Genomic DNA, 25,880 nt, shown 5'->3' on the forward strand with positions numbered 1-25,880 from the left:
GGGGTGATCCGATGCGCCGCTCCCCGCGGCCGGCCCGCCGCGGCGTCGCCGCGGTCGAGCTGGCCTTCGTGTTCCTGCTGTTCGTGATCCCGGTCATGTTCGGGATCTGGGAACTGGGCCGGCTGGTGCAGGTGCAGCAGCTCGTCAGCAACGCCACCCGCGAGGGGGCGCGGCTGTCGGCCCAGGCGTACACGATCAACAGCTCGGGCGCGCCGACGCAGATCCGGCTCAGCACCGGCACGGTGAACGTCCAGGCCACGGTGTACCAGTACCTGTACGCGGCCGGGCTGACGAACCTGCAACTGAGCGACGTGGCGGTCGAGTTCGCGTTCTCGACCCCGCGGACGACCGACTACGTGCCGCTCTCGACGGACCCGACCGGGACCAATTACCCGCTCGGCAGCTACCCGCCGGAGCCGTGCTACGGCGAGAAGGGGATGACCTTCACGCTCAAAATCACCATCCCGTGGAGCCAAGTGCGGTGGGTCAATAAGGGCCTCATCAGCCCGTCCAGCGTGTCGTTCACGGTCACCTGGCAGATGCTCACCGACGACCGGTTCCAGGTGAACGGCACCCTGCCCACCTGGTAGCACGGGCCGCGGGCCGGGAACGCGCCGCCCGGCCCCGACCGCCCCTTCGCCTTGGCACCCGAACCCCGCACCCCCGACCCGCGCGGACACCTATGCTCGCAACCCGACTCCGCCGCCGCCACCACCGCCGCGGGCTCACCGCGGTCGAGGCGGCGCTCGTGATGAGCGTGTTCCTGATGCTCCTGTTCGGCATGTTCGAGTACTGCCGGTTCCTGATGGTGCTGCACGTGACCAACAACGCGGCCCGCGAGGGCGCGCGGTACGCGGTCGTCAACGTGGACAAGCCGAGCACCTTCAACATCACCAACTACACGTACACCGACGCGGCCGGCGTCACGCAGACGGTCCAGAACATCGAGTCGTACACCCAGGACCGCATGGGCGGGATTCACGTTCGGAACATTGAGAGTTTCCGCATCGCGGTGTACTCGGTGGACCCGACCGGGCTGACCCTCAGCCCGCCGGTGGTCCGGCCGAAGACCAAGACCGCCGGCACCTACCCGGACCCGTTCAACGACGCAGACGCGAACGCGGTGCCGTGGAACTCCGCCGGGTTCACGGAGAAGATCGCGGTCACCATCGACGGCACCTACCGCCCGCTCCTCCCGACGCTGCTGCTCATGCCGTCCACCATTTCGGTAAAGACCACCGCGATCATGGGCAGCGAGGGCTGAGCCCGCAGGGCCGAAGGCGAAAATCACACGGCGGGGGACGAAAGGAGAAGCGGGGGCGCCCCTTGCTTTCCTTTCGGTCCTCTGTTGTTTGATCTCTGCCCTTGCGTCCCTTCCCGCCCTCTGTCTTCCGCTTTCGCTATGAATCCCGAAACTGAAGTGATCGCGTGCCCGGCGTGCAAGCACCTGGTGCGGGTGCCGCTGGACTGGCTCGGGACCCAGGTGCAGTGCCCCGAGTGCCGGGCGCTGTTTCGCGCGCCGGTCCGCACGGGCGGGACGCTCGCGGGGGCCGAACTGCTGTCGCGGCCGGAACCGGCGGCGGGGCCGAAGCCGGCGGCCCGACCGGACCTCATGCTCATGCTCCCGGCGTTCGGGCTGCTGGTGTGCGGCGTCGTCGGGGCGGTGGTGAACGGTTACCTGCTGTTCCTGGTGCTCGGCGACCCCGCCGCCGGCCGGCAGTGGGCCGCGAAACAGACCGAAGCGGTGCGCAAGATGGGGCTCGAGGCCGACCCGGGCGGCACGGCCGAGGAGAAGGCCGCGCGAGAGGCGGAGGCGGCCGAGCAGTTGCTCGGGCACTTCCGGTGGATCCTGCCGGCCGCCCTCGCCGCCAGCGCGACCGTGCTCGCGGGCGGGCTGGCGATCGTGTTCCGGCGGAACTACCGGCTCGCGCAAGTGGCGTGTGTGGTCGCGACGCTGAACGTCGCGCACCTGTGCTGCGTTCCGGGCGCGGTCGCGGGCCTGTGGGGGCTGCTGATGCTCGGCTCGGAGGAGGGGCGCGCGCACTTCCGGCGATAGCGTCGCGCGGGAACCTGCTATCATGTCTGTTTGCTCCCGCGTGAGAGTGCTGAGATGTCCCGTTCCGGCCGACCGACCGACGACAAGCCCCTGCCGCCGCTGTACGCGATGACGCACGGCGGCATCGAGACCACCGCGGCCGACGAGATCACCCGCGACATCGGCGGGGAGGTGAAGAAGACGGCGCGCGGGCTGGTGGTGTTCCGCGTCGGCGCGCTGTCCGACAAGGTGCTGTCGCTGCGGACCACCGAGGACGTGTTCCTGATGGCGTGGGGCTCGGACTCGCTGACCTACAAGTCCGAGGACCTCGACACGATCCGCAACTGGACCGCGCGCAAGCCGGACTGGGAGCACCTCTTCAAGCTGCACCACAAGCTGCGCCCGAAAACCAAGGGCAAGCCGACGTACCACCTCGTGTGCCAGATGCAGGGCGAGCACGGGTTCCGCCGCGCGGACGCGCGGGCCGCGTTCATCGAGGGGCTGGCGGGCAAGATCCCGCACGGGTGGCACTACAGCAACGAGAACGCGTGGCTCGAGGTCTGGCTGACGATCTACAGTAAGACCGCCGTGTGCGGCGTGCGGCTCAGCGACCGCACCATGCGGCACCGGGCGTACAAGCTGGACCACGTCGCCGCGTCCCTCCGCCCCACCGTCGCCGCCGCGATGGTGCGGCTCGCGGGCATCGGCCCGGGGATGACGGTGCTCGACCCGTTCTGCGGGGCCGGCACGATCCTGGCGGAATCGCTCGACGTGGCCGAGAAGCGGAGCCGCGGGGGCGAGATCCGCGTGATCGGCGGGGACATCGACCCGAACGCGGTGTTCGTGACCTCGCAGAACCTCGAGCACGTGGGCAAAGCGGCCCTCGCCCGCTGGGACGCGACGGCGCTGCCGCTGGAAACGGCGAGCGTGGACCGGATCGTGTCGAACCCGCCGTTCGGGAAGCAGTTGTCGTCCATCGAGCAGATCGGCCCGCTGTACGAGGCCGCGGGCGTCGAGATGGACCGCGTGCTGAAGCCCGGCGGCCGCGCGGTGCTGCTGGCGATGGAAATAGAAGGTCTGAAGCGCGTGTTGCAGGGCTGCCGGTGGCAGCAGGTGCGGCAGACGCGGGTCCGCCTCTTGGGGCTCCCCGCGGTGCTGACCGTGTGGAACAAGCCGGGCTGATGCGCCGCGTGCGCACGCGGCCCTCACGCGCCCCTCACCGAAGGCCGGTCACGCCCTCTCCAGTATCAGGTCGAGCGCCCAGCACCCGCGGGCGTGCGGCGCGTGCGCGTCCCGCAAGTGGTCCAGCAGCGGGACGGAGTCGCACCCCGCCTCCTGGAGCGCGTCGGCCAGAACCGGCAGCCGGTCGAACGACCGCTCCAGGTACGCCCCTTCCGCGAGCATCCGGACATCCGGGGTGCGCCACGCGGGATCAAAATCAATCGGCCGGAACGGGTTGCCGAAGACCTCGCGCACGAACGCCAGGAGGTGCCGCTCCCCGTTCTCGCGCCCCCGGAACCACGAGCCGCCGGCTTCGATGACCAGGTCGGAATGGACCGCGAGGGCCGAATCCCAGAGCCCCGAGCGGACGCGAGGGTGGGCCACGTTCGGGGTCGCGGCGTACCCGGCCGCGTGGGCCGCGGAGGTGTGGACGCGGCGCCGAGAAGCCAGCCGGGACGCGGAGCCCCAGGACGCCTGGCTCGCGAACTGGGCCGTCGCCTCCGTTTCTAACCCGTCCGCGAACCGCTCCGTGACCTCGATCGCGCCGCGCGCTTGCGGGGCGAGGAGCAGGTCCCAGAACGGGCGCACGCACGCGATCGCGAACAGCCGCAGCTTGCGGTCGCTGCAACCGCCGTTCAGGAACTGCTGAACGACTTCCGCATCGGCGCACGCGTCCCATTCGTCGGCGGTCATACACGTTCTCGCGGTTTGAACATGGGCCGGTGGCGCCTACGACACATAGGTGGTGCTGCGAATCCGCCGGTTCGTGACGGCGCGTTCGGCCGCGCCGTTTCGTGAGCGAACGAAAAAGAGCGCGCGAGAATTCACGAAATCCTGATAAATTCTCGCCGCTTTCCGTTAATCAAGTTGAACGCGGACCGTGCGCAAGCGCGGCCCACGTTAAGTATCGAAGTGATTCCGGCCGTGCCGGTCACGGCCGGCGAAACAAAAATGGGTTCTTGACGATCGCCCGGCGACTTGGGCCTTGTTACGATGCAGCCTGAGCACTCTATAACGTTGCACCCGGTCCCGAGTTCGCTCCGGCCGCCCGCGGGCTCGGTGGCGCGTTGTCGGAGGACGTGATGGACCCCACCCGAGACATCGGCGCCCTGCTGGCGGCTTTCCGGGCCGGCGAGCCGTGGGCCGCCGAGGAGCTGTACGCCCGGTTCGGGCCGACGATCCGGGCGAACGTGCGGCGCCGCCTGCCCCCGCAGCTCCGGAGCCGGTTCGACTCGGTCGATTTCGTGCAGGACGTTTGGGCCTCGTTCCTGATCGCCCCGTCGGAGGGGCGCGCCTTCACCTCCCCCCAGGCGCTCGCCAGCTTTCTCGCCCGGGTCGCCCACAATAAAGTCGTTGAGATGTCCCGGCAGCAGCTCGGAACGCAGAAGTACGACCGGTCCCGGGAGGTGCCCGCGGCCGGCGCCGAGCCCCCCGACCGCGCCCCGTCGCCGAGTCAGGTGGTGATCGCCGACGAGCGGTGGGAGCGCCTCTTGCAAAACTTCTCGGGCCGGCAGCGGGTCGTCGCCGAGCGGCTGCGCGACGGGTACGGGCTCGATGACATCGTCCGGCTGACGGACGTGAGCCTGAGCACCGTCAACCGCATCGTGCGGCGGCTCAAGGACCTCGCGGGGGTGTAACCGTGGCGACCGTCACCGGCCTCATCGACCCGCCGCTCGCGGCCCCGGCCGCGCTCGCCGAGTCGCTCAAACGGGCGTGGCGCGCCGGGGCCGACCCGGACGCCGCCGCCGCGCTCGCCGAGCACCCCGTGCTGCTCGGTTACCAGTCGCTGGTGATCGACCTGGCGTACGAGGAGTACTGCCTCCGCGAGGAGGCCGGTCCCGCGCCGGCGGTGGCCGAGTTCGCCGCCCGGTTCCCGGCGCACGAAGCGCTGGTCCGCGAGGTGCTCGACGGGCACCGGCAGCTCGCCGACCACCCCGAACTGCTGGCCGCCGCGCCGGCGTGGCCGCAGCCCGGGGATCGGTTCGAGCAGCTCGTGGTGGTCCGCGAACTCGGCCGCGGGGCGTTCGCCCGTGTGTACCTGGCCAACGACCCCGACGCCGGCGGCCGATCGGTGGTGCTGAAGCTGACCCCGGGGCCGTCCCGCGAGGCGCACTTCTTGGGGGGGATCGCGCACCCGCACATCGTGCCCGTCCTCTGGGCCCGCCAGTCCGGCGGGTTCGCCGCCGTGTGCATGCCGTTCGTCGGAGAGACCACGCTACGCGACATCATCGCCGGCCCGGCGCCGCTCGGGCTCGACCGGCGGGTGGAGCTGGCCGCCCGGCTCGCCGGGGCGGTGGAACACCTGCACCGTGCCGGGCTGGTGCATGGCGACCTGAAACCGTCCAACGTCATCGTCGCGCCGGACGGGCGGCCGTACCTCATCGACTTCAACCTGTGTGCCGACCTCGCGGCCCCGGCGCATCGGTGCGGCGGTACGCTCCCCTACATGCCGCCGGAGTGGCTCCGGGTGGTGGCCGGCGGCGGCACGGCGGTCCCGGCCACCACGGCCGACGTGTACTCGTTCGGTGTGCTGCTGTTTGAATTGCTGACCGGCCACGTGCCGGCCGAGCCGGGCACCACCGACTCGGCCCGTGCCGCGGCCGAGCTGCTCCAGCGACCGACCGCGCCCCGGGCACCGGTCGCACCGGCCGCGCTCGCGGGCCTCGTGCGCCGGTGCCTCGACCCGGTTCCCGAACGGCGGCCGGAAATCGGTCGGGTGCGGGGCACACTGGAGCGACACCTCGCACGTCGCGCCCGCCGGTGCGCGGTCGCGGCGGTCGCGCTCGCGGTTGTGCTGGGCGGACTCGTTGCCGTTGCGCTCGCTCGCCGGCCTGTCGAACCGCCGTCTGCCGGCCCCGCGCCGCCGGCCCGTTCGGCGCCCGTGTTGTCACCGGACCCCTGGCTTGAGAAGCCCGCCACGGCGGCCGAGCACTTCGAGTGCGGGCGGCGTGCCCTCAAAGAAGGGTACGTCACTGCGGCCCTCAAGAGCTTCGAGGACGCCGACCGGTTGGAGCCGTCCGGTCCGAACACCGCGTACCTGGCTTACGCTCATTCGCTCGCCGCGAATCACCTGGGCGCGGCCGAGTTGTACCGCCGGGCGATCGACGCGAAATTTGCGCCGGCCTGGGTGCGGAACAACCTCGCCCGGGCGCTGTTGCAGAGCGGAGGGACTCGGGCGAAGCTCTCGAGCGCCCGGACCGAGGTGGCGGCTGCGCTGGAACTCGTGTCCGATCTTCCCGCCGCCCGATTGAACCGAGCGTATGTCCGGTTCCGGCTCGTGCTCGGGAGCGGTTACGAAGTGAGCGACGACCCCGCGGCGCGGGACGACATCGAAGCCGCGCTGGCGGGGCCGGTCGAGTCGGCCGAGATGTACACGAACGCGGCCCTCGTGCTGCTAACCTTCGGCGGGGGAAAGGAGAACCCCCGCGCGCGGGCCGTGTGGTGTCTCAAGCAGGCGATCCGACTCGGCCGTCCGCCCGCGCGGCTGCTTACCGACCCGATTTTTCAAAAGCAACTCGGCGCGAAGGAGCGGGCGGAACTGGGCGGGTTAACCCCCGGCCCGGCCGTTCCGGCCGCGCCGGACCCGCACCTCGTTTGCCCACCGCTTAACTCGCACACGTTTGCCCGCGCGGGAGCGCCTTGACCGGTTTCGCGGTCGCTCCCGTCCCGTCTGCTGTTGTGCCCTTCTGATCACTCCTCACGCCACCCCGCGCGGCTCGCTGTCGCCGCGGGCCGTCGCTTCGCGCGTTCCGGCGGGAAGTTAATAAGCCGTGCGATCTTGCGCTGAATCGGACGAGCCGGGCTCGTGAACCGGGCACCGCGGCACAACTCCGCCGCACGTGGTCCTGCGGGTCGCCGCCACCATTTTTGACATTTTTCGCACGCGGTTCTCGATGGAGCGGGTGAACGATCGCGCGGCCGGCGCCGCGCACCGCACCCCACGACGAGGATGTCGAATGACGCGCGCACGCCCCACCCCGTTCCGGTCACGGCTCACGCTCGAAGCGCTCGAATGGCGGGACCAGCCGTCCGGGTTGGAATGGGAACCGCTCACGAACCTGGGCACGCAACCCGTCTTCGTGGCGCTGGCCGACGCGCCCGCGAACAAGGCCCCCGAGATCGTTGATTTCGACGCCGCCGAGATCGGGAACGGGCACTTCCTGATTACCGGACGGGTGGTCGATGAGACGCCCGGCGGGCGGACGGTGACGTTCGGAGGGGCGGTCGCCCAACTCGCCGGGAAGACCGTGGTGACCGACGAGGACGGCAACTTCGCGATTACGGTGCGGATCAAGACCGACGGCACGGAGGGCGGGACCGTGTCCGCGGTCACCACCGACGGGGAGCTGATGTCCAAAGAGGTGCTCACGCACCTCAGCGCGACACCGACGCCGTGAGCGCCGGCGCGCGAACGAGTGAACCGAACGGGGAGGGCGTGGCGTGGCGGGATGCGGTAACGCGGGGCGGGACCCGGGCGCCCGGCTCCTGCCGCTGGTTGCCCGGGTCATCGACCTGGGGCGCGGCCCGCCCGGGCTCGTGCAGTGGGTGACCGCCCGGCTCGGGTGCGGGCTGGGCGCGCGGGACCTGGCGCAGCGGCTCGCGGGCGAGTTGGCCCGCCCGGGGGCGGGCGCAGCCGACACGCTCCCCGCCGCCCCGCACCAGCACACGCGAAGCGACCTCCGGAAATCTCGAACGACGGGGCCACTGTGATGCGCAAGAACATGTTCCTGGGGGCCGCGCTCGCGCTGCTGACGGCGCTCGCCGTCGGGTGCGCCGGAGACGTTCCGCCGGACGAGGCGCTGGCCCGGCTGCGCCAGGGCTCCGGGTACTACGCGCCCGGCGCCGAGAAGTACCGCGGCCTCGGCCCGGGCGCGGACAAGGGGCTGTGGAAGCAGGCCGCCGAGGAGTACTACCGGCCCGCGCAACTCGACTACTTCAAAGACATGGACGCGGTCGGCAGTTCCGGCGGCGAGGGCGCCCAACCGCTCGCACTGAGCGCCGAGGCGATCAAGGGGCGGAACGCCTGGGCCATCTGGGCCGCCGGGAACGAGGCGTGGTGGGACTGGCTCGCCCGGTACGGGTACGGCACCATCGACCTGATGTGGCTCCTCGACCCCGACCGCCGCGACACCCGGTTCGCGCGCACCGGGCTCGTCAACGAGCCGGGCACCCGGCTGCCGTCCGACGCCGAGACCGCACAGACCTACGGGGTCCGGTTCGCACGGCCGATCCGGCCCGACGACGGCCCGTGCCGGGTGCTGCCCGGCGACCCGCTCGAGAAGCGCCCGGCGCACGTCGAGTACCGCCCCGCGGCGCCCGGCGAGAAGTGGTACCCCGCGAGTTCCTACGACCCGGGCGAGCGGAAGTACCCCGACGAGTACCCCGTGTACGGATACCCGACCGGCGTGGTCGGGCTGCGGCTGTTCCCGAACCCCGACTTCTTCAACTCGTCCTCCGCCCAAAAGCGCTGGGAGAAGAACAAGGGGCTGTACTACGACGACGGGGAGAAGGGCACCGCGTACCGCGCGGACCCCGACACGGTCCGCCCGTACCGGGTCGGCATGAGCTGCGGGTTCTGCCACATCGCGCCGCACCCGCTGAACCCGCCGGCCCACCGGGAGCGGCCCGAGTGGGCCAACCTGTCGAACAACGTCGGCAACCAGTTCATCCGCATCCGCGGCACGTTCGGCAACGCGCTCCGCTCGAACAACTACCTGTACCACGTGTTCGACTCGCAACTGCCCGGGGCGGTCGACACGTCCGCGTACCCGTCGGACAACAACAACAATCCGAATACGATCAACTCGTTCTACGGGCTCCGCGGGCGCGTCGCCCGCTCGCACCACAACCCGGCGGAGGCGCTCAGCGCGAGTTCGCTCGGGTACATCCGCCGGTACGAGAAGGCGGACATCGCCAACCCGCAGGACGTGCCCCGGGTGCTGCTCGACGGGTCCGACAGCGTCGGCCTCGACATCGCGCTGTCGCGGGTGTACCTGAACATCGGCACGCACCACCAGCAGTGGATCCGGGTGCAGAACCCGATCCTCGGGTTCCGGAAGCAGGACCCGTTCAAGCTCAACGACATCGCCGGGCACTCGCTGTACTGGCACGCCACGCTGCTCCGCGTCCAGCCGATGGTGGAGTTCTTCCTCGCCTCGACCGACCCGCAGCGGCTGCGCAACGTGGTCCGCCCCGCCGACGCGGGGGCGCGGAAGAAGCTCGAGGACACGTTCCAGGCGCACCTGCGCGGCACCGGGCTGCCGTGGTACACCGCCCCCGCGAAGGCGGAGCCGCCCAAGGCCCCGGACCCTAAGGCCCCGGCCCCGAAGGCGGAGCCGCCCAAGGCGCCCGAGCCGAAACAGCCGGCGCTGATCGGCGGGGCGGGCGACTACGCCGCCGGCCGCGCGGTGTTCGCGAAGGGGTGCATCGCGTGCCACTCCAGCGTCCAGCCGGGCGACCTGCCCGAACTGGAAGCCCTCGTGCTCGACCCTGCCCTGCCCGGTTCCGTCGCGTACCGCGACAAGATGAGCAAGGTCCCGGAGGCCGACCGGGGCGCCGACGAGAAGGACGGCCGGCTCGCGAAGTTGCGGGCCGAGTTAGCGGGCGCGCGTCAGGCGCTGCGGTTGACCGCGGACGACCGGTTCCAGCTCACCCGGGGCACCGGGCAGCTCCCGCCGGGGTACGCCGCGTGGGCGCGCTTGGCGGTCGAACAGAAAACGTTCTGGGAGTACGAGGCGCGCGACCCGGACGGCAAAACCCCGCCCGTCACGGTCCACAACTACCTGTCCATCGACGAACGGGTCCCGGTGACGGTGACCCGCACCAACTCGGCCCGGGCGGCGGCCACCAACGCGCGGCACGAACACGTGTGGGAGGACTTCGCGTCGCAGACGTACAAGGAGCTGCCCGGGGTCGGCCCGATCCGGTACCACGACCCGTTCTCCCGCGCGGAGAAGACGTACTCCCCGCGCGACGGCGGGCCGGGGTACTACCGGGTGCCCACCCTCATCAGCATTTGGGCCACCGCCCCGTTCCTGCACAACAACGCGCTGGGCACGTTCAACAACGGCCCGGAGGTGGATCAGCGGCTCGCGTCGTTCGACGACTCCATCACGCGGCTGCTGTGGCCCGCCGCCCGGGCCGTGCCGAGTGAGCAGTGGTACTGGGACGGCGAGTACAAGAACCAACCCGGCACCCGCCCCGACGCCTGGTTCCCGAAACCACAGGACGACCAAGACCGGCGCACCCCCAAAGACCGGTCCGCCGCACAGCGAGCGGAGGACAACGGGTGGATTTGGCGCACCACCGACGACAGTTGGCTCACGTTCGCCGGCGGGCACGTCCCGCGGCTGGTGGGCGGGGTGCTCGGGCTGTCGGACCTCCAGACGGACCTGCTGCCGTGGGCGCCCGCGGGCGCGTTCCTGGTGCTCGGGCTGCTGCTGCTCAGCAGCGAGCGGCTGATCCGGTTCCGCGAGACGTACCTGATGTGGCTGTGGTGGCTGCTCCGCCCGATCTGGTGGGCGCTCGCGGTCGTCGGGCTGGTCGGAGTGGCCGGGGTGATCTACTTGGCGGCGCGGTTCTGGCCGCTGATCACGCTGCTCGACATCGGCACGCTGGACTCGATCTGGGGCTTCCGGGTGCTGGCGGTGGCGCTCCCGGCCGGGTTCTTCGGGCTGGTGTCCGTGCTGTTCTCGCTGTACCGGGTCGAGGCGGTCGCGTTCCGCCGCCGGCTCGCGCTGCGGGCCGGCGCCCTGGCCCTGGTGCTCGCGGTGCTGGCGGCGGTGAGCGTCGGCCCGTTCCTCGCCGGGCACGGCAAGGGCGTCCGGCTCGGGCCGATCCCCGAGGGGACGCCGATCAACACGCTGGCCAACATCGACCCCGAGTCCTCGCTCCCCGACAAGCTCGGCCTGCTGAACGCGCTCGGCGCCCACTTCCTGAAGTACAAGGACGTGAAGCCCGGCGAGATGACGGAGGCGCGGCGCGCGGAGTTCGACCTGACGGTCGGCCCCGCCCTGATCAAGGTCAGCAAGAGCCCCGACTACGTCACCGACCGGGGCCACGACTACGAGTTCATCCGGCGCCTCTCGGACGAAGAGAAGCGCGAGCTGATCGCGCTGCTGAAGACGTTCTGACCGCCGCCGCGCCGGCCGGCGCGGCCCGAACCGAGTACTGCCCCCGAGGTCCGTTCCCATGCCCGAGATCCCTGCGGACTGGCAGCGACCGGAGACGTCGCCGTTCGACTTCGTCATCGTCGGGGCGGGCGCCGGCGGCGCGCCGCTGGCCGCCCGGCTCGCTGAGCGCGGGTACACGGTGCTGCTCGCCGAGATGGGGCCGGAGAAGCCCCCGAAGCCGGCCGACGCGCTGGTCGAGAACACCGACGTGCCGCTCCTGCACCCCGAGGTCACCGAGGACCCGCGGCACGCGCTGCGGTTCTTCGTGCGGCACTTCGACGGCCCGGCCGCGGCCAGCCTCGACCCGAAGGTCCACGCCCCGCTGCCCGGCTCCCCGGCGCCGCACCCCGAGGACGAGGCGGGCGTCTTCTACCCGCGCGCCCAGGGGGTGGGCGGGTGCGCGATCCACAACGCCATGATCATCGTGTCCGGCCCGGCCGAGGACTGGGACCACATCGCCGAGGCGACCGGCGACCCGAGCTGGCGCGGGGACCGGATGCGGGCGTACTTCGAGCGGCTCGAGCACTGCCACTACAACCGGCCCTCGTTCTTCGGCCGGGTGCGCCGGTTCTTCGGGCTCAGCACCGGCTGGGAGGACGGGCGGCACGGCGCCCGCGGGTGGCTCCAGACCACCATGTCCGACCTGCGGTTCCTGTTCCGCGACCGGCGCCTGGCGAAGGTGGTACTGGAGGGGGTGTACGGCGCCGCCCGGGCGGGGGTCGCGAACGCGGGCGAGCTGGCGCGCTCGCTGGTCACCGGGCGCGTGTTCCCGAGCCTCGACCCGAACCACGCCGGCACGATCCGGCGGAGCGAGGAGGGGCTCGCCCGGATACCGACCTCGATCACCCCGGACGGGTTCCGGTCCGGCCCGCGGGAGCGACTCCTGGCGGTCCGCGACCACCACGCGCACGGCCCCCGGCTGCACCTACTCACCGGGGTGTGCGCGACCACGCTCGCGTTCGCCGAAGGGGCGCCGTCCCCGCAGGTCGTCGGGGTGTGGGTGCTGCCCCAGGAGCACGTTTACGAAGCGGACCCCGCCGCCCGCGCGGCCGCGCAGGAGGGCTGGGAGGGCCGGCAACTGCGGGTCTGCTGCAAGCCGGGCGGCGAGGTGATCCTGTGCGGCGGCACGTTCAATACGCCGCAACTGCTGATGCTCTCCGGGATCGGCCCGAAGGAGCACCTCGCGGCGCACGGCATCCCCGTGCGGGCGGACGTGCCGGGGGTGGGGCTGAACCTCCAGGACCGGTACGAGGTGCCGGTGGTCGCCACCATGACCGACGGGTTCGACAGCCTGACCGACTTCGCCTCCACGTCCCGCGAGCCGGTGGCCTCGAAGGACCCGCACCTCGCCCGGTGGCGCAACAACCCGCGCCAGGACGCGTTCGACCGCGGGCTGTACGGGACCAACGGCGGGCTGATCTCCATCTTCCGGCGGTCCGCGCAAGAGGACTCCGTCCCGGACCTGTTCATCTTCGCGCTGCCCGGCTACTTCCCGGGGTACCACGTCGGGTACTCGCTGCCGCTGTCGTTCGTGGACAAGCTGAGCCCCGCGGAGGCCGCGCAGCGGGTCCACGCGGTGCTCTCCAGTGAACCCGGTAGCCCCGCCCGGCAGGCCGCCGAGGCCCAGCGCACCGCCGACGACGAGCAGGCGCTGCGGGAGCCCAAGCGGACCGTCACCTGGCTCCTGCTCAAGGCCCGCACGCGGCAGCACGGGGGCGAGGTGCGGCTCCGCTCGGCCAGCCCGTTCCGCCGCCCGGACATCAACTTCCACTCGTTCCCGGACGGCGACCGGGACCGGGACGCCCTGGCGCTGGCGGAGGGGGTCCGGTTCGTGCAAGACTTCCTCGACCGCGCCAAGGCGGCCGGACTGGTGGAGAGCCACCGCTGCCCCGGGCTGGACGCCCCGCCCTTCTCCGGCGACCTGCTCAAGTGGGTGCGGAACGTCGCCTGGGGGCACCACGCCTGTGGCACCTGCCGCATTGGGAACGACGAGCGGGCCGTGCTCGACAGCCGGCTCCGGGTGCGCGGGGTGAAGGGGCTGCGGGTGGCGGACGCGTCGGTGTTCCCGCGCATCCCCGGCGTGTTCATCGTGGCCAACGTGTACATGGTCGCCGAGAAGGCGGCCGACGTGCTCGCCGAGGACCACTACCGGGACCCGGCGGCCCTGCCGCCCGAGTGCCGGCGGGCGCTGCGCGACGAGCCGGTGATCCGGTCCCGGGCCGAGTACGAGGCGCGGCGCGTGTACCCCGCCGAGCTGGAGGCCCGCGAGGCCGAACTGATCCGCACGCGGCGCGCGACCGCGGCCCTGCCGCAATCGGGAGACGCGACATGAGTACCGAGACCGGCCCGTGGCTGTTGCGCCTCGGTGCCCCACCGGAGCCGGACGCTCCGGCGCCCGACGCCCCCGCGCTCGCGCCGCCGGCTCCCCCGGGCGGCCCGGCGCGCGGCGCGCTGCCGCCCGACACGCTCGGGCTGGCGCTCGCCGGCGGCGGGATCCGCAGCGCCACGTTCTGCCTGGGGGTGATCCAGGCGCTGGCCCGGGCGGGGTGGCTGCGCCACGTGGACTTCCTGTCCACGGTGTCCGGCGGCGGCTACACCGGCGGGTTCCTGGGGCGCTTCTTCGACCTGAGCGGGAAGCGCGACGGGGTGACCGGCGCGATCCCGACCGCCGCGGGCGGGGCCGGGCAGGAGCGGGTGGCGCGGGACCTGGTGGACTCGCGCTCGGAGCCGATCACGTGGCTCCGCCGGCACTCGAACTACCTGTCGCCGACCGGGCACGGCGAGTTCGCCACCAACCTGGCCGCGTTCTGGCGGAACCTGACCTCCGTGTACGTGGTCCTGGCCGCGCTGCTGCTGGCCGCGTTCGGGGCGCTGAACGCGATCGCGTACTGGTACCCCGAGGGGCCGGCCGCCGCTGCCATCGGAGAGGTAGTGGCCGCCGTGACGCCGATCACCGGCGCGTTCCAGTACCGCACGCCGTGGGCAGTCCTCGCGGAACTGGTCGTGTGGCTCGCGGTGCTCCCGCTGGGGCTCGCGTACTGGCTGGTGTCTCAGGACCTGCCGGAGACGTTCCTGGCGCCGGTGCTCGTGGCCGCGGCGCTGGTCGCCGGCGCGGCGCTGGTGGGGGGGATGTCGCCGCTGGGGCTGGTGGTGCTGGCGGCGGCGGTGCTGTGGTCGCTGGCCGTGTGGAACGCGGTGCGGCGGGACGAGGGGCACAACGACCCCTTCAACCCGACCCGGCTGGCGCTGGCCCGCAACGTGCTGACCGGGTGGCTCACGTGGTGGCTCGGGGCAGCCCTCGGTCTGGCCGCGTTCGCGGCGCTGGACGGGCTCGGGCGGTGGCTCGCGTGGCGCATGCTCCAGGGCGGGCTCACGGTGCCGAACGTGACCGAGTGGTTCGCGTCGGTCGGCGGGGCCGTGTTCGGGCTGGTCGCCGCGCTGCGGGCGGGGCTGCGGTTCCTGGTGGGCGAGTCGCCGCGGGGGGCGAGCGCGCTGGCGTTCAGCCGCCCGCTCCTGGTGGGCGGGCTGGTCGTGCTGCTCGGCGCGGTGCCGCCGCTGGTCGGGCTGGCGTTCGTGAGCCACGCCGCGTACGCGCTGGGCGACAGGTACACCCAGGGGCTGCTGTTCACCGGGCTGGTGCTGGCCGTCAGCCTGCTGCTGGGGCTGCGGGCGTGCGTCGCGTTCATCAACCGCTCGAGCCCGATGGGGATCTACGCGAGCCGGCTCGGGCGGGCGTTCCTCGGGGCCGTGAACCCGGCCCGCCGGGTGCACCCCGACGGGCCGAACGTGACGCACGTGGTCACCGGCGACGACGTGCCGCTGGCGCAGTACGCGCCGGAGGCCGCGGGCGGCCCGCTGCACCTGATCAACTGCGCCGTGAACGAGTCGATCGACGTGGCGTCGCAGCGCGGGCAGCGGGACCGGCAGGCGGAGAACCTGGCGCTCGGGCCGGCCGGCGTGAGCGTGGCCCGGGGGTGGCACGCGCTGTGGGTGCCCGGGGGCGAGGGCCGGGCGCTGGCGCCGCTGGCCGACCCGCGCGAGGACAAGCCGCACCCGTTCCTGGCCGTGGACGGCCGGCCGGCGCCGGTCGAGGGGCTGAGCTTGCAGCAGGCGATGGCGATCTCCGGCGCCGCGGTCGGGCCGGGGATGGGGCGGCGCACCAACCGCGCGCGGGCGCTGCTGCTGACGCTCGTGAACTTCCGGCTCGGGTACTGGTGGGACTCGGGGCTGAACGCGGCGGAGCGCGCGAACGTGGCCCGCGCCCGCGGGGTGCTGCGCCTGTGGCGCCGGCTCCTGCGGGTGTTCTCGACCCTGTTCCAGTCGCAGGCGCTGTTACTCGCCGAACTGACCGGCCGGTTCGCCGGGCCGTGGGAGCGGTACTGGAACCTGTCCGACGGCGGGCACTTCGAGAACACCGGGGCGTACGAGCTGCTGCGCCGGCGGGTGCCGTTCGTGATCCTGTGCGACGCGGGCGAGGACCCGCAGCGGTACGGCGCCGACCTGGCCCGGCTGGTGCGCGTCGCGCGGGTCGATCTCGGGGCTGAGGTGGCCGACGTGTCGCCGGCCGCCGCCGCCGCCGCGGGCGCGCCCGACCCGATCGTCCACCACCTCGGGGCGCTGGCCGACCTGCTCGCCTCGCCGGCCCGGGCGCACGCCGCCCTGCTGCTGGTGCGGTACCCGGAGGCGCCGGCGCCCGCGGGCGACCCGTGGCTCGGGCGCACCCACACGTGGGTGCTGTACCTCAAGGCGACCGTGACCGGGGACGAGCCGGCCGACGTGCTCAGCTACGCCGTCACCCACCCCGACTTCCCGAACGAGCCCACGCTCGACCAGATGTTCGACGAGCCGCAGTGGGAGAGCTACCGCGCGCTCGGCGCGCACATCGGCGGCAACCTGTTCCGGTAGCCCGGGCCGCCGCCCGCGGCCCCCGAGAGACGCCTGAAGCCTGTAACGATTGTGAACGCCAACACATTAAGAGACATCATGACTCGTGTTCTCACCCGGCCGCGGGCGGCGCTCGCGCTCGCCCTGTTACTCGCGGGCGGGGTGGCCGCGACGCCCGGCGGCGCCCGGGCGGCCGACCACGCCGACCCGATCGACCCGCTCCGCCTGTCCGAAGACCCCATGCGCGGGTTGACCGGGCTGTTCGTGTTCCCGGTTTACGACGGCAAGCGGGCCAAGGGCGGGGGCGAGAAGGACCCCGGCAAGGCCCAGGACGAGAAGCTCGTGATGATCGTGTGCGCGAACCGGCTGCTGGCCAAGCCGCCGCCGTACCGCGGGCTGGACGCGTTCGAGTTCGTCATCAACGTGGACAGCGCGCGGGCGGTGAAGATCGACTACCCGAAGGAGCTGGCGCGCCCGACCAACGCGGACGAGCGCAACACGGCCCGTTACGGAGGGGTGATCGACCACCCGGAGACCATCCGGCCGACGTTCCGCATCACCATGAAGCTGAAGAACGATCTGGTGCAGGCCTTCAGCGACGGGAACTTCATCAGCCGAAAGGTGGAGGTGGACCGCGGGGACGGCCTGCAAGAGGTGCCGCTATCCACCGTGACGAAGTGGGGCGCGGGGGTGCGCGACGACCCGTTCATTTTCCCCGCATTCTTCGGCACCAACGTGATCGCGATGGCGGTGGAGGTGCCGTACAGCGCGTTCGCCGGGGCCGGCGGCACGGACCAACTCATCGTGTGGACCACGCAGTCGCGGAACGGGGTGCAGATCGACCACATCGGCCGCGCCCAGCGGACCCAGCTCCCGCGGTTCGATCTGCTGAACACGATCCCCCCGAGCGAGCACGTGAAGGCGATCCGTGAGGCCCGCGAGAGCCCCGGGGTGCTCACCGACACGCTCCGCTTTCTGTTCCCCGCCGAGTTCAACTTCCGGCAGTTCGACGACCAGCCGGACGTGACCGTTTTCACCCGCCGGCACCCGCCGGGGTTCCCGAACGGGCGGCGGCTCGAAGACGATGTGGCCCGGCTGACGTGCGAGCAGGGGGACTGCCAGCTGTACGAGCTGTCGTTCGCGCGCCCGCGGTCGCCGGAGGCCGAGCGGTACGCCAAGTACGAAGCCGGCCGGCCGACCGCGAACGACCGGCCGTTCCTGGACGTGTGGCCGTATCTGGCCGAGGCTCAAGAAAACCCGGACCCCGCGCCGATGGTCGAGCTCACGACGCGGACCAAGGTCATTTTCGTGACGATCGCGCTGACCGTGCTGGCGGTGTTCCTGTTCCCGTGGGTGCTGCTGTACCGGTCGAAGCGCCAGCTCCGCCGGCTCCGGCAGGCGGTCACGCTGGCGGTGGCGCCGCCGACGCCGCCAGCGCCCGGCGCGCCGGGGGGGGCGTCCTCATGAGCACCGACCGTTTGACCGGGTACCAGGGCGAAGAAGGGGTCACGCCGGAGGACTGGGTGGATCCCGGCTCGACGTTCGCCGCGGTGCGCGACGCGGTGTTCGAGGACACCCGGTACTACGACGTGTGGAACGGCCCGGGGACGGCCAAGCTGCCGGTGTACCCACTGGGCCTGTGGGACTTGCTGCGCCGCGCGCTCTGGGCCGGGCACTACCCGTTCCGGCGGGCCGCCGACCGGACCGTCGACACCCACGCCGACCTGCGCTGGGGGCCAGACCGCCGGGGCGTGCGCCGGCTCCTCCACCCGAACGGGGTGTGCCTCACGGGGGTGTGGGAGATCACCGAGCCGACGGAGTACACCGGGTACTTCCGGCAGAACAGCCGGGGGCTGGTGATCGGGCGGTACTCGGCGGGCGGCGCGGTGCTCCGCGGGCAACCGCGGTCGCTGTCCCTGGTGGGCAAGCTGTACCCGACGGCGGACCGGCGCGACCCGCGGCGGTACGTCCCGGCCGGCATCATTACGCAAGAGGACTTCGGCGGCCCTGGCGCGCCGTTCATCAACGACGCCGAACTGCGGAACGCCCCCAGCACCCACGCCTGGCGCCGCGGGCTGGTGGCGCTGGCGATGCTGGCGGTGACCGGGGCGGTGTTCCGCCGCGCGGACACGAACCCCACGTTCCGCCAGTTGTACGAGATCTCCGAACTCGGCGAGCCGCCGGGAGCGGCGGCCAAAGCGCCGGAGTTCATGCGGCTGCTGGTGGCCCCCGAACAGCCGCGGGTCGGCGGGCCGGGCGACCGGATCGACGTCCGCGACGAGGTGCTGGCCCAGATCTACGAGCCCGGCGTGCGCGAGCCGAAGAAAACGCTGGTGTTCAACATCGAGGTGTCGGACACCGGGAGCACACGGGGGCCGGCGGTCCGGCAGATCCGTACCGTCACGAACTGGAAGCGGATCGGCCGGATCACGTTCGACGAGGCGGTGGCGTCCTACAACGGCGATTTCGTGATCCACTTCCACCACCCCGCGTGGCGGCTCGACCACAACAACCCGGCGACGGCCGTGCGCGCCGCCGCGCGCGCCGGCCGCCCCGTCCTTTAGCCCAGAGGACCGACATGGCATTCCGTGACGACGTGCTCGCCGCCGCCCGCCCCGCGCGGGTGCGGGACGTGCCCCGTGCCCCGTCCGGCGGGTACCACCCCTCCCCGGCCGACTGGCGCGACGAGGTGCTGTACTTCCTGCTGCCCGATCGGTTCAGCGACGGCGGGGAGGGCGGGCGCCCGCTGCTGAACCGCGCGGACCTAGGGGCCGCGCGCCCGGCCCCGGCCGGCGCGACCGGGTGGCGCTGGGACCGGTGGGCGCAGTCCGGGTCGGAGCGGTGGCAGGGCGGCACCATCCGCGGCATCACCTCGAAGCTCGACTACCTTAAAGGTCTGGGCGCGACCGCCCTGTGGGTCGGCCCCGTGTTCAAACAGCGCGGGCACCTCGATTCGTACCACGGGTACGGCATCCAGGACTTCCTCGACGTGGACCCGCGGTTCGGCACGCGGCAGGACCTCGTGGAACTGGTGGCCGCGGCGCACGCGGCCGGGCTGCGGGTGATCCTGGACATCATCTTCAACCACTCCGGCGCGAACTTCGATTACCGGGTGGGCGGGCACACGGAGTCCGAACCCGGGTACCGCCCGTGGCCGGGGTTCTACCCCGATGTGGCGTGGCGCGACGGCGCGGGCGGGTTGCGCGACGCCGTGGCCGGTCCGGACGACGGGGTGTGGCCGGAGGAGCTTCAGGCGCTCGGGTGCTACACCCGGGCGGGGACCGGCAACCTGGGGGCCGGCGACCTGGGCGACTCGCACGCGGAGCACAAGCGCACCGACTTCCTCACGCTCCGCGACTTCAACTTCGACCCGCCCGGCCCTGGCGCCCCGGACGCCCGCGCGCTCAACCTGCTGGCCCGGTGCTACGCGCACTGGATCGCGCTGACCGACTGCGACGGGTTCCGGCTGGACACGCTCAAGCACGTGTCGTTCGAGCAGGCGCGGAACTTCTGCGGGGCGATCAAGGAGTTCGCCGGGCGGCTGGGCAAGTTGGACTTCTTCCTGGTCGGTGAGGTGGCGGGCGGCGACTTCGCGCAGAACCGGTACCTGGAGGTGCTGGGGATGAACCTGAACGCCGCGCTCGACATCGGCGAGATGCGGCTCACGCTCAGCTCCGTGGCCAAGGGCCTCGTGCCGCCGGAGCAGTACTTCCGCGGGTTCGACCCCGGCTCGGCGGTGTTCGGCTCGCACCGGAACGTGGGCCGGCACCACGTTTCGATCCTGGACGACCACGACCACGTGTTCGGCGCGAAGGTGCGGTTCTCGGCGGACGCGGCATCGGCGCACCAAGTGGCGGCGGGGGTGGCGCTGCAACTGTTCACCCTCGGCGTGCCGTGCGTGTACGCCGGCACCGAGCAAGGGCTCGCCGGCCCGGAGGCCGCCGCCCGCCCGTTCCTGCCCGGGTGGGGCGGGTCCGACCGGTACCTGCGTGAGGCGATGTTCGGCCCCGCGCACCCGCGGCGGTCGGGGCGGGCCGGGATCGGGGGCGCCGCGACCGACCCAAACGAGCCCGGGTTCGGGCCGTTCGGTACGACCGGGCACCACTGCTTCGACCCGAACTTCCCGACGTACCGTCGGATCGCCGCGATGGGGGTGGTGCGCAAACGGTACCGCGCCCTGCGCGCGGGGCGGCAGTACCAGCGGCCGACATCGGTTCTGGGCGGCGGGTTCGCACTCCCCGGCGGGGGCGAACTGGCGGCATGGTCGCGGGTCCTCGACGACGAGGAGGCGGTGTGCGTCCTGAACACGCACGGGACCGCGGCCCGCGGCGCGGACGTGATCGTGGACGTCGGGTTGAGCCCGCCCGGGAGCGAGTTGACCGTCGTGCTCAACACGGCCGAGGCCGGCGGCGCGGAGCCGGGACCGCACCGCGTGGGAACGAAGCTCCGGGTTCAGGCGGCGGCCGACGGAACGGCGTTCGTCGAGGTCCGCAACGTCGGGCCGTCCGAGTGCCTCGTGTTCCTCAACCACCCGTGACATCGGGCCGCGCGACGCCAATCGCAAGAGCGGTCGCGCGAGCCGGCACACGCGTTCTCGTGACGGGGGGAAGTCATGTCCGCTTGGCTCAACCGTCTGCCGCGGCGGTTGGTCCTGCTCGCGGCCGTCGCCGCGGCGACGGCCGCGTTTCTGTTCACCCCGCTGCCCGGCGCGGTGCTGTACATCCTGATGTGGCTGGGCACGTTCCCGGTCACCGCCGCCGCCGTGCTCGCGGTGCTCGCGGTGTCGTGGAACCTGGTCGGCGGCGGGCTCGGGCTGAACGACCTGTTTTGGCACCGGAACCGGAAGGTGCAGCTCGTTACGGGGCTGTTCGCCGGCCTGCTGATCGGGCAGTCGGTGCTGATCGCCTTTCTGCTCCCGAAGCCGCCGCCGCCTGCGGTGCTGGAGACCTTTCTGAAGGAGCAGGTGCCGTCGCTGCTTCCGGCGCCGGAGTACGACCCGGCCGAGTGGGTCGCGCTCGGCCGGTGGATGGCGCTCGTGTACCCGACGCTCCTCACGCTGCTGTTGCTGCCGGCCGTCGCGCGCCCGCGGACCCGGTTCCCCCTGGTGCTCGGGGCGCTCCTGTCGGTCGCTGTGTTCGTCGGCTCGGCCGTGGCCCTCGAACGGGTCGGGCTGCTCGGCACCGTCGGCGGCAAGGAGATGTTTAAGGAGACGGTCGAGAGCTCCGGCGCCCGGGCGCCCGGCGCCACGCGAGCGTATCCCATGCCTCATACGCCGGCCGCGGAAACGGGGTGGCGTGCGTGGCTGCGCACGCACGGAGCGTGGCTGCTCGAGCCGGTTCAGGACGTTCGGGACCCGCGGCTCCACGCGCTGGCGCTGGTGCTCGCGGGCGCCCTCCTGTTCGTGCTGACCGGCCTTGCGGTGTGCGAGTGGGTGGTCCGGCTGCCGACGCCGCCGCCGGTGCTGGTACTGCTCGTGCTGCTCGGCGGGCTCAACTCGGTGTTCGGGTCACTCCGGTTCGTGTTCTACGACGTGCCGTGGGAGCTTCCCGTGGCCGCGGCCCTGGCGCTGGTGCTGTGGGGCCTGATCGCCAACAGCGACGATTTCAAGCTCCGGTTCCCGGCGCTGGAGAAACGGTACCGGAACCTTGCGCCGCTCGTGGTGCCGCAGCCGCAGCCGGCGCTGACCCCGCCGCTGTTGGACAGCAAAGCGGTGCTGCTGGCGGCCCAGCGCAACTGGAACGCGGCCTCCCGCCCTCACACGGCCCCGTCGCTGCCGCCGCTGGTCATTGTGGCCACCTCCGGCGGCGGCAGCCGGGCGGCCGTGTGGACGTGTGCGGTTCTGGAGGAGCTGTGCCGTCAGGAACTGGAGCGGCGAAAGGCGGCGCGGGTGCCGGAGGGCGGGTTACTGGCCGATCAGGTGCGGGTCGTCACCGGGGCGTCCGGTGGGATGGTCGGGGCCGCCTACCATGCCGCGTTTTATTCGCAACCCTGCGCGCCCCTTCCGGACGGCATCAAGGCGGCGCTCGCGTGCCGGGTCGGCGGGCAATCGGTTCATCTGCACGCCCCGCTGGCGCGGGCGCTGAGCCGCGACAACCTGTCGGCGGTGGTCGCGACCATGCTCCTCTCGGACCTGCCGTCGATCTGGTGGCCGTTCCCGGTGAACCGGGACCGCGGGCGCAGCCTGGAACTGGCCTTCGCCGACAACACCCGGCCGGCTCCGGTGCCCGGAGGGCCGCCCCCCCGATCGCCGTTCGAGTTCGCGCTGTCGGACCTTCGCACGGCCGAGGAGGAGGCGCGGGTGCCGTCGCTGATCTTTTCGCCGATGCTGGTCGAGGACGCCCGGCGGCTCCTGATCAGCAACCTGGACCTCGCCCCGCTGTGCCGGACCGACGGGCCGGACGGAAAGGTCGCGTCGTTCGGCGCGGTGGAGTTCTACAAGCTGTTCCCGGAGGCCCGCGAGACGTTCACGGTCGCCACCGCGGCGCGGATGAACGCGTCGTTCCCGTTCGTCAGCCCGGCCGTGACCCTGCCGACGAACCCCGGCCGGCGGGTGGTGGACGCGGGCTACTACGACAACTACGGGATCGACATCGCGGCGGACTGGGTGTGCCACCACGCGAAGGAGATCGTCGCGGGCTTTTCGAGCGTGCTGGTGCTGGAGCTGCGCGCGTACGCGAACAACACCGAGCGGTTGAACGCCACCGCCGGCGAGGAGCCCGGCCCGCTCGGCTGGTTGCTGAGCCCGCTCAGCGCGGTGCTGACCATGCGCGAGCGGTCCCCCTGGTACCGGAACGACGAGCGCCTTCGCGAGACGGGCGAGCGGTTCGCCGCGGCGCTGGGCCGGGGACCCGGGTTCGTGCGCACCGCGGCGCTGGAGTTCGACGGGACCGCTCCGCTCGGGTGGTCGATGACCGACGAGCAGCGCGAGCAAATTGTTCTGGCCGCCCAGAGTGAGGTCAACCGACTGCTCACGGAACTCGAACGCGTGTACCCTTGGGTGCCCCCGGCCCCACCCGGCGCCAACGGGGCCATCGGATGACCGTTGGCTCCTCAAGGAGCCCGTTGCGGCGCCGACTTTCAAGCTCCGATTGCGGCGCGGCGTGCGGCGCCGGATAATCGGGCCTTACGGCTGTCCGAACGTGAGCGGGGACAAGGCATGGCGCGCTTCATCCTGGCGGCGTGTGCGGTGCTCGTGCTGGCGGAGTTGGCCCCGGCGCGGGCACAGTTCGCGTGCGGCCCGCTGTGCGGCCCCGGGTACGGGTTCGGCGGTTACTCGTACACGTACCGCACCGGCTTCGGGTTCTCGGTCGGTGGCCCGCACTTTCGCGTGAGCGGTTTCGCGGGCGGGTACGTGTCGCGGGCGGTGTACTACGCCCCGCCTTTGGTCCCGGTCGCGCCGTTCGGGCCGTTCGGACCTGTGGGGCTGGCGCCGGCCCCGCTCGCCGGGTTCGGTCGGCCGGTCATCGTCGTCCCGCCGCCCATTATTCTCGGTGGGGATTTCGGCCCCGACGCGCCGGACGTGATCGCCGCCGGAGCGGCCCCGCGCGACGACGGGGGGCTGTTCCCGCGCGGCGCAAAAGAGAGCGATTTCCTGGTGATCGCACCGAAGAAACGGACCGTCCCGGCGATCGCCCGTGTGGCCGATGTCCGCCCCGGACCGGTAATCGCGTTCAACCCGTTCGTGGCGCCGGTGAAAGTGGCGATGGACCGCGCCGACCCGGACCCGCAGAAGGAAGCCGCGCGCCAGATCGCGCTGGCGCGGGCCGCGTTCGCCGCGGCAGACTACGGCCGTGCCGCCGACCATTTCGCACGCGCCAGTGCGTCCGATCCGGGCGACGCGCGGACGTACTTTTTGCACGCCCAGGCGAAGTTCGCAGCCGGGGAGTTCGTCGAAGCGGTGGCGCGGGTGCAGGACGGGCTGGCGCGTGATCCCAAGTGGCCCGCGGCGCCGTTCGAGCCGACGGAACTGTATGACGGCCGCGCCGACCGGTACGCCGCCCACCTCGCCGCGCTCAAGAAGGCGACGGCGGACAACCCCGGGCAGCCCGCGCTGGAGTTCCTGCTCGGCTACCAGTTGTGGTTCGGCGGGGAGCGGGCGGCGGCCGAAAAGCTGTTCCGCGCCGCCGAGAAGCGGCTCGCCACTCCGGGGCCGATCGCCCTGTTTAAATGACACCGGGCAGCGAGCGGCTATTCCAGCTCCAGCACCAAGTCGATCGCCCAGCACCCGCGGACGTGCGTTCCCTCGCCCCGGCAGTGACGCAGCAGGGCGTCGCTGTCGCAGCCCGCGTCCTGGAGCGCGTCGGCGAGGATCGGCATCGCGGTGAAATCCCGCGACTCGTACATTTGTTTGGCGAGCGCGGTCACGGTGTCGGTGCGCCACGCGGGCAGGAAACGTGGCGGCTGGAACGGGTTCCCAGCTACCTCCCACACTGTCTCGCGCATCAAGGACAGGTGGGCCGCGACGGCGGCGTGGAACTCGGGGGACGTGGCCGAGAGGCCCCCGGTGGTGCCGGTGCGCGCCTGGACCGCCGCGTCGAGGGCTCGCGCGCCAACCTTATCAAGCGGTAGCGGGTCGGTCGCCGCGAACGAAACCGCCCACGCCAGATCCCAGCACGCGTGCGCCGCGACCGCGCTGCCGCCGGTGTCGGCGGCCCGCCGGTAGGCGTCGTAAGACTGCTGCGCGAGGGCTCGACAGGCGTGCCGGGCGCGTTCCAGCGCGCCGGCCGTTACCCGCCCGTCGGCGTACTGATCGACGACGTCGAGCGCGGCGGCTAGGGCCGGGTGCGTGACCAAGCCGGTGACGGTTCGGCACAGCCCGACCGCCAGCAGCCGCCGGTGGCGCGGCGGCAGGTGTTCGGCCGCGTGCCGCACGCGGGCGCCGTCGTCGGTCGGCGAGAACCACTCGTCTTCGGTCATCGGGCGGGTCATTACGGAAGCAGGTCCACCACCTGTGCGAGGTGCAACTCCGCGACGAGCGGCGAGACCAGCGCGTTCGGCGAGCAGACCCTGACCGAGTTGTAGGAGAACCCGTGCCGCGCGGCCGGGTCCGGGCGCGGGTCGCGGAAGATGTGGAGCTGCCGCGCGACCACGTCGATCACCCAGTAGTCCAGTACGCCCGCGGCGGCGTGCCGGCTCGCCTGCTCGGCTAAATCGTAACCCGCGTCGGCGTCTTCGATCTCGACCACCAGCACCGGCACGCGCTCGGCGTCGGTGGCCGGGTGCACGCGGACCACCGAGACATCCGGGGCGCTGGCGTCGGTGCCGTCGTGCCAGCGGACGGTGTACAGGTTCGGGGCGAACACGTTGCGGAGCCAGTTCTCGGTCATGCGCTGCGCGGTGGCGGCCTGCGTGCGGTGCGCGGGCAGAACGGGTGTCGACATGCTCGGAACCTCCGAATGAGCTCCCGTCCGCCGCACGAGGTGATTGGATGCGGCCGTTCGGGGCGGAAAGGCGGTGGGCAGTTTATTGCCAACGCTGGTCGCAAACTGCCCGGGAAAGGACACGCCGCAAAGTGTAACCGACCGATTCCGGCGTCGCACGCCGAAATTCGATTTTCAGTTTGGCCGTTT

General features: G+C 72.1%; 19 protein-coding genes. 16 read left to right on the forward strand and 3 right to left on the reverse strand.

The window, feature by feature from the left end; translation table 11 throughout:
- Positions 1-11: 11 nt before the first annotated feature.
- The 4 genes from R5W23_RS10125 to R5W23_RS10140 all read left to right on the forward strand — a co-directional run bounded on the left by R5W23_RS10125 (position 12) and on the right by R5W23_RS10140 (position 3,217).
- Positions 12-590, forward strand: coding sequence for a TadE/TadG family type IV pilus assembly protein (locus tag R5W23_RS10125; RefSeq protein ID WP_320686222.1), 579 nt, complete (start codon positions 12-14; stop codon positions 588-590).
- 92 nt (positions 591-682) lie between these two features.
- Positions 683-1,264, forward strand: coding sequence for a TadE family protein (locus R5W23_RS10130; RefSeq protein WP_320686223.1), 582 nt, complete (start codon positions 683-685; stop codon positions 1,262-1,264).
- Positions 1,265-1,402: 138 nt separating this feature from the next.
- Positions 1,403-2,056 carry a hypothetical protein gene (locus tag R5W23_RS10135; RefSeq protein WP_320686224.1) on the forward strand — a complete coding sequence of 218 codons (654 nt, stop codon included), beginning with the start codon at positions 1,403-1,405 and terminating at the stop codon, positions 2,054-2,056.
- Between the two features lie 54 nt (positions 2,057-2,110).
- Positions 2,111-3,217 (forward strand): RNA methyltransferase, encoded by a 1,107-nt coding sequence (locus R5W23_RS10140; RefSeq protein WP_261185663.1) that lies wholly within the window; start codon positions 2,111-2,113, stop codon positions 3,215-3,217.
- 48 nt (positions 3,218-3,265) lie between these two features.
- Here the strand turns inward: R5W23_RS10140 and R5W23_RS10145 are convergent, their stop codons facing one another.
- Positions 3,266-3,949, reverse strand: a complete 684-nt coding sequence (locus R5W23_RS10145) for a hypothetical protein (protein WP_261185662.1) — start codon at positions 3,947-3,949, stop codon at positions 3,266-3,268.
- A gap of 389 nt (positions 3,950-4,338) precedes the next feature.
- Between R5W23_RS10145 and R5W23_RS10150 the strand changes: the two genes are divergently transcribed.
- The 12 genes from R5W23_RS10150 to R5W23_RS10205 all read left to right on the forward strand — a co-directional run bounded on the left by R5W23_RS10150 (position 4,339) and on the right by R5W23_RS10205 (position 24,481).
- Positions 4,339-4,893, forward strand: a complete 555-nt coding sequence (locus R5W23_RS10150) for an RNA polymerase sigma factor (protein ID WP_320686225.1) — start codon at positions 4,339-4,341, stop codon at positions 4,891-4,893.
- Positions 4,894-4,895: 2 nt separating this feature from the next.
- On the forward strand, positions 4,896-6,899 hold the full coding sequence (locus R5W23_RS10155; RefSeq protein WP_320686226.1) for a protein kinase domain-containing protein: 2,004 nt from the start codon (positions 4,896-4,898) through the stop codon (positions 6,897-6,899).
- A 313-nt stretch (positions 6,900-7,212) separates the two neighbouring features.
- Positions 7,213-7,653 carry a hypothetical protein gene (locus R5W23_RS10160; RefSeq protein ID WP_320686227.1) on the forward strand — a complete coding sequence of 147 codons (441 nt, stop codon included), beginning with the start codon at positions 7,213-7,215 and terminating at the stop codon, positions 7,651-7,653.
- Positions 7,654-7,696: 43 nt separating this feature from the next.
- Positions 7,697-7,966 (forward strand): hypothetical protein, encoded by a 270-nt coding sequence (locus tag R5W23_RS10165; protein ID WP_320686228.1) that lies wholly within the window; start codon positions 7,697-7,699, stop codon positions 7,964-7,966.
- Entirely contained in the window at positions 7,966-11,388 is a 3,423-nt protein-coding gene (locus tag R5W23_RS10170) for a hypothetical protein (RefSeq protein ID WP_320686229.1), read from the forward strand. The genes R5W23_RS10165 and R5W23_RS10170 overlap by 1 nt, the downstream gene beginning before the upstream one ends.
- 58 nt (positions 11,389-11,446) lie before the next feature.
- On the forward strand, positions 11,447-13,759 hold the full coding sequence (locus tag R5W23_RS10175; RefSeq protein ID WP_320686230.1) for a GMC family oxidoreductase: 2,313 nt from the start codon (positions 11,447-11,449) through the stop codon (positions 13,757-13,759).
- Positions 13,756-16,332 (forward strand): hypothetical protein, encoded by a 2,577-nt coding sequence (locus R5W23_RS10180; RefSeq protein WP_320686231.1) that lies wholly within the window; start codon positions 13,756-13,758, stop codon positions 16,330-16,332. Before R5W23_RS10175 ends, R5W23_RS10180 begins: the two co-directional genes overlap by 4 nt.
- A gap of 78 nt (positions 16,333-16,410) precedes the next feature.
- Positions 16,411-17,778 (forward strand): hypothetical protein, encoded by a 1,368-nt coding sequence (locus R5W23_RS10185; RefSeq protein ID WP_320686232.1) that lies wholly within the window; start codon positions 16,411-16,413, stop codon positions 17,776-17,778.
- Positions 17,775-18,875 (forward strand): hypothetical protein, encoded by a 1,101-nt coding sequence (locus R5W23_RS10190; protein ID WP_320686233.1) that lies wholly within the window; start codon positions 17,775-17,777, stop codon positions 18,873-18,875. The genes R5W23_RS10185 and R5W23_RS10190 overlap by 4 nt, the downstream gene beginning before the upstream one ends.
- Before the next feature lie 14 nt (positions 18,876-18,889).
- On the forward strand, positions 18,890-20,848 hold the full coding sequence (locus R5W23_RS10195) for an alpha-amylase family glycosyl hydrolase (protein ID WP_320686234.1): 1,959 nt from the start codon (positions 18,890-18,892) through the stop codon (positions 20,846-20,848).
- 75 nt (positions 20,849-20,923) lie between these two features.
- Positions 20,924-23,350, forward strand: coding sequence for a patatin-like phospholipase family protein (locus R5W23_RS10200; RefSeq protein ID WP_320686235.1), 2,427 nt, complete (start codon positions 20,924-20,926; stop codon positions 23,348-23,350).
- A gap of 117 nt (positions 23,351-23,467) precedes the next feature.
- Positions 23,468-24,481 (forward strand): tetratricopeptide repeat protein, encoded by a 1,014-nt coding sequence (locus R5W23_RS10205; protein WP_320686236.1) that lies wholly within the window; start codon positions 23,468-23,470, stop codon positions 24,479-24,481.
- A 17-nt stretch (positions 24,482-24,498) separates the two neighbouring features.
- Here the strand turns inward: R5W23_RS10205 and R5W23_RS10210 are convergent, their stop codons facing one another.
- Both R5W23_RS10210 and R5W23_RS10215 read right to left on the reverse strand, forming a co-directional pair.
- Complete coding sequence (locus R5W23_RS10210) at positions 24,499-25,227, reverse strand: hypothetical protein (protein WP_320686237.1); 729 nt, start codon at positions 25,225-25,227, stop codon at positions 24,499-24,501.
- Positions 25,228-25,238: 11 nt separating this feature from the next.
- Entirely contained in the window at positions 25,239-25,691 is a 453-nt protein-coding gene (locus R5W23_RS10215; protein WP_320686238.1) for a Uma2 family endonuclease, read from the reverse strand.
- Positions 25,692-25,880: the final 189 nt, after the last annotated feature.

Source organism: Gemmata algarum (assembly GCF_034097035.1).
GTDB classification, from domain to species: domain Bacteria; phylum Planctomycetota; class Planctomycetia; order Gemmatales; family Gemmataceae; genus Gemmata; species Gemmata algarum.

Coding starts and splice junctions, on each gene's coding strand:
- R5W23_RS10140 (WP_261185663.1), top strand. CDS start 2,111: ATGTCCCGTTCCGGCCGACCGACCGACGACAAGCCCCTGCCGCCGCTG.
- R5W23_RS10200 (WP_320686235.1), top strand. CDS start 20,924: ATGTCCGCTTGGCTCAACCGTCTGCCGCGGCGGTTGGTCCTGCTCGCG.
- R5W23_RS10135 (WP_320686224.1), top strand. CDS start 1,403: ATGAATCCCGAAACTGAAGTGATCGCGTGCCCGGCGTGCAAGCACCTG.
- R5W23_RS10130 (WP_320686223.1), top strand. CDS start 683: ATGCTCGCAACCCGACTCCGCCGCCGCCACCACCGCCGCGGGCTCACC.
- R5W23_RS10190 (WP_320686233.1), top strand. CDS start 17,775: ATGAGCACCGACCGTTTGACCGGGTACCAGGGCGAAGAAGGGGTCACG.
- R5W23_RS10195 (WP_320686234.1), top strand. CDS start 18,890: ATGGCATTCCGTGACGACGTGCTCGCCGCCGCCCGCCCCGCGCGGGTG.
- R5W23_RS10170 (WP_320686229.1), top strand. CDS start 7,966: ATGCGCAAGAACATGTTCCTGGGGGCCGCGCTCGCGCTGCTGACGGCG.
- R5W23_RS10150 (WP_320686225.1), top strand. CDS start 4,339: ATGGACCCCACCCGAGACATCGGCGCCCTGCTGGCGGCTTTCCGGGCC.
- R5W23_RS10185 (WP_320686232.1), top strand. CDS start 16,411: ATGACTCGTGTTCTCACCCGGCCGCGGGCGGCGCTCGCGCTCGCCCTG.
- R5W23_RS10145 (WP_261185662.1), bottom strand. CDS start 3,949: ATGACCGCCGACGAATGGGACGCGTGCGCCGATGCGGAAGTCGTTCAG.
- R5W23_RS10175 (WP_320686230.1), top strand. CDS start 11,447: ATGCCCGAGATCCCTGCGGACTGGCAGCGACCGGAGACGTCGCCGTTC.
- R5W23_RS10180 (WP_320686231.1), top strand. CDS start 13,756: ATGAGTACCGAGACCGGCCCGTGGCTGTTGCGCCTCGGTGCCCCACCG.
- R5W23_RS10215 (WP_320686238.1), bottom strand. CDS start 25,691: ATGTCGACACCCGTTCTGCCCGCGCACCGCACGCAGGCCGCCACCGCG.
- R5W23_RS10125 (WP_320686222.1), top strand. CDS start 12: ATGCGCCGCTCCCCGCGGCCGGCCCGCCGCGGCGTCGCCGCGGTCGAG.
- R5W23_RS10205 (WP_320686236.1), top strand. CDS start 23,468: ATGGCGCGCTTCATCCTGGCGGCGTGTGCGGTGCTCGTGCTGGCGGAG.
- R5W23_RS10160 (WP_320686227.1), top strand. CDS start 7,213: ATGACGCGCGCACGCCCCACCCCGTTCCGGTCACGGCTCACGCTCGAA.
- R5W23_RS10210 (WP_320686237.1), bottom strand. CDS start 25,227: ATGACCGAAGACGAGTGGTTCTCGCCGACCGACGACGGCGCCCGCGTG.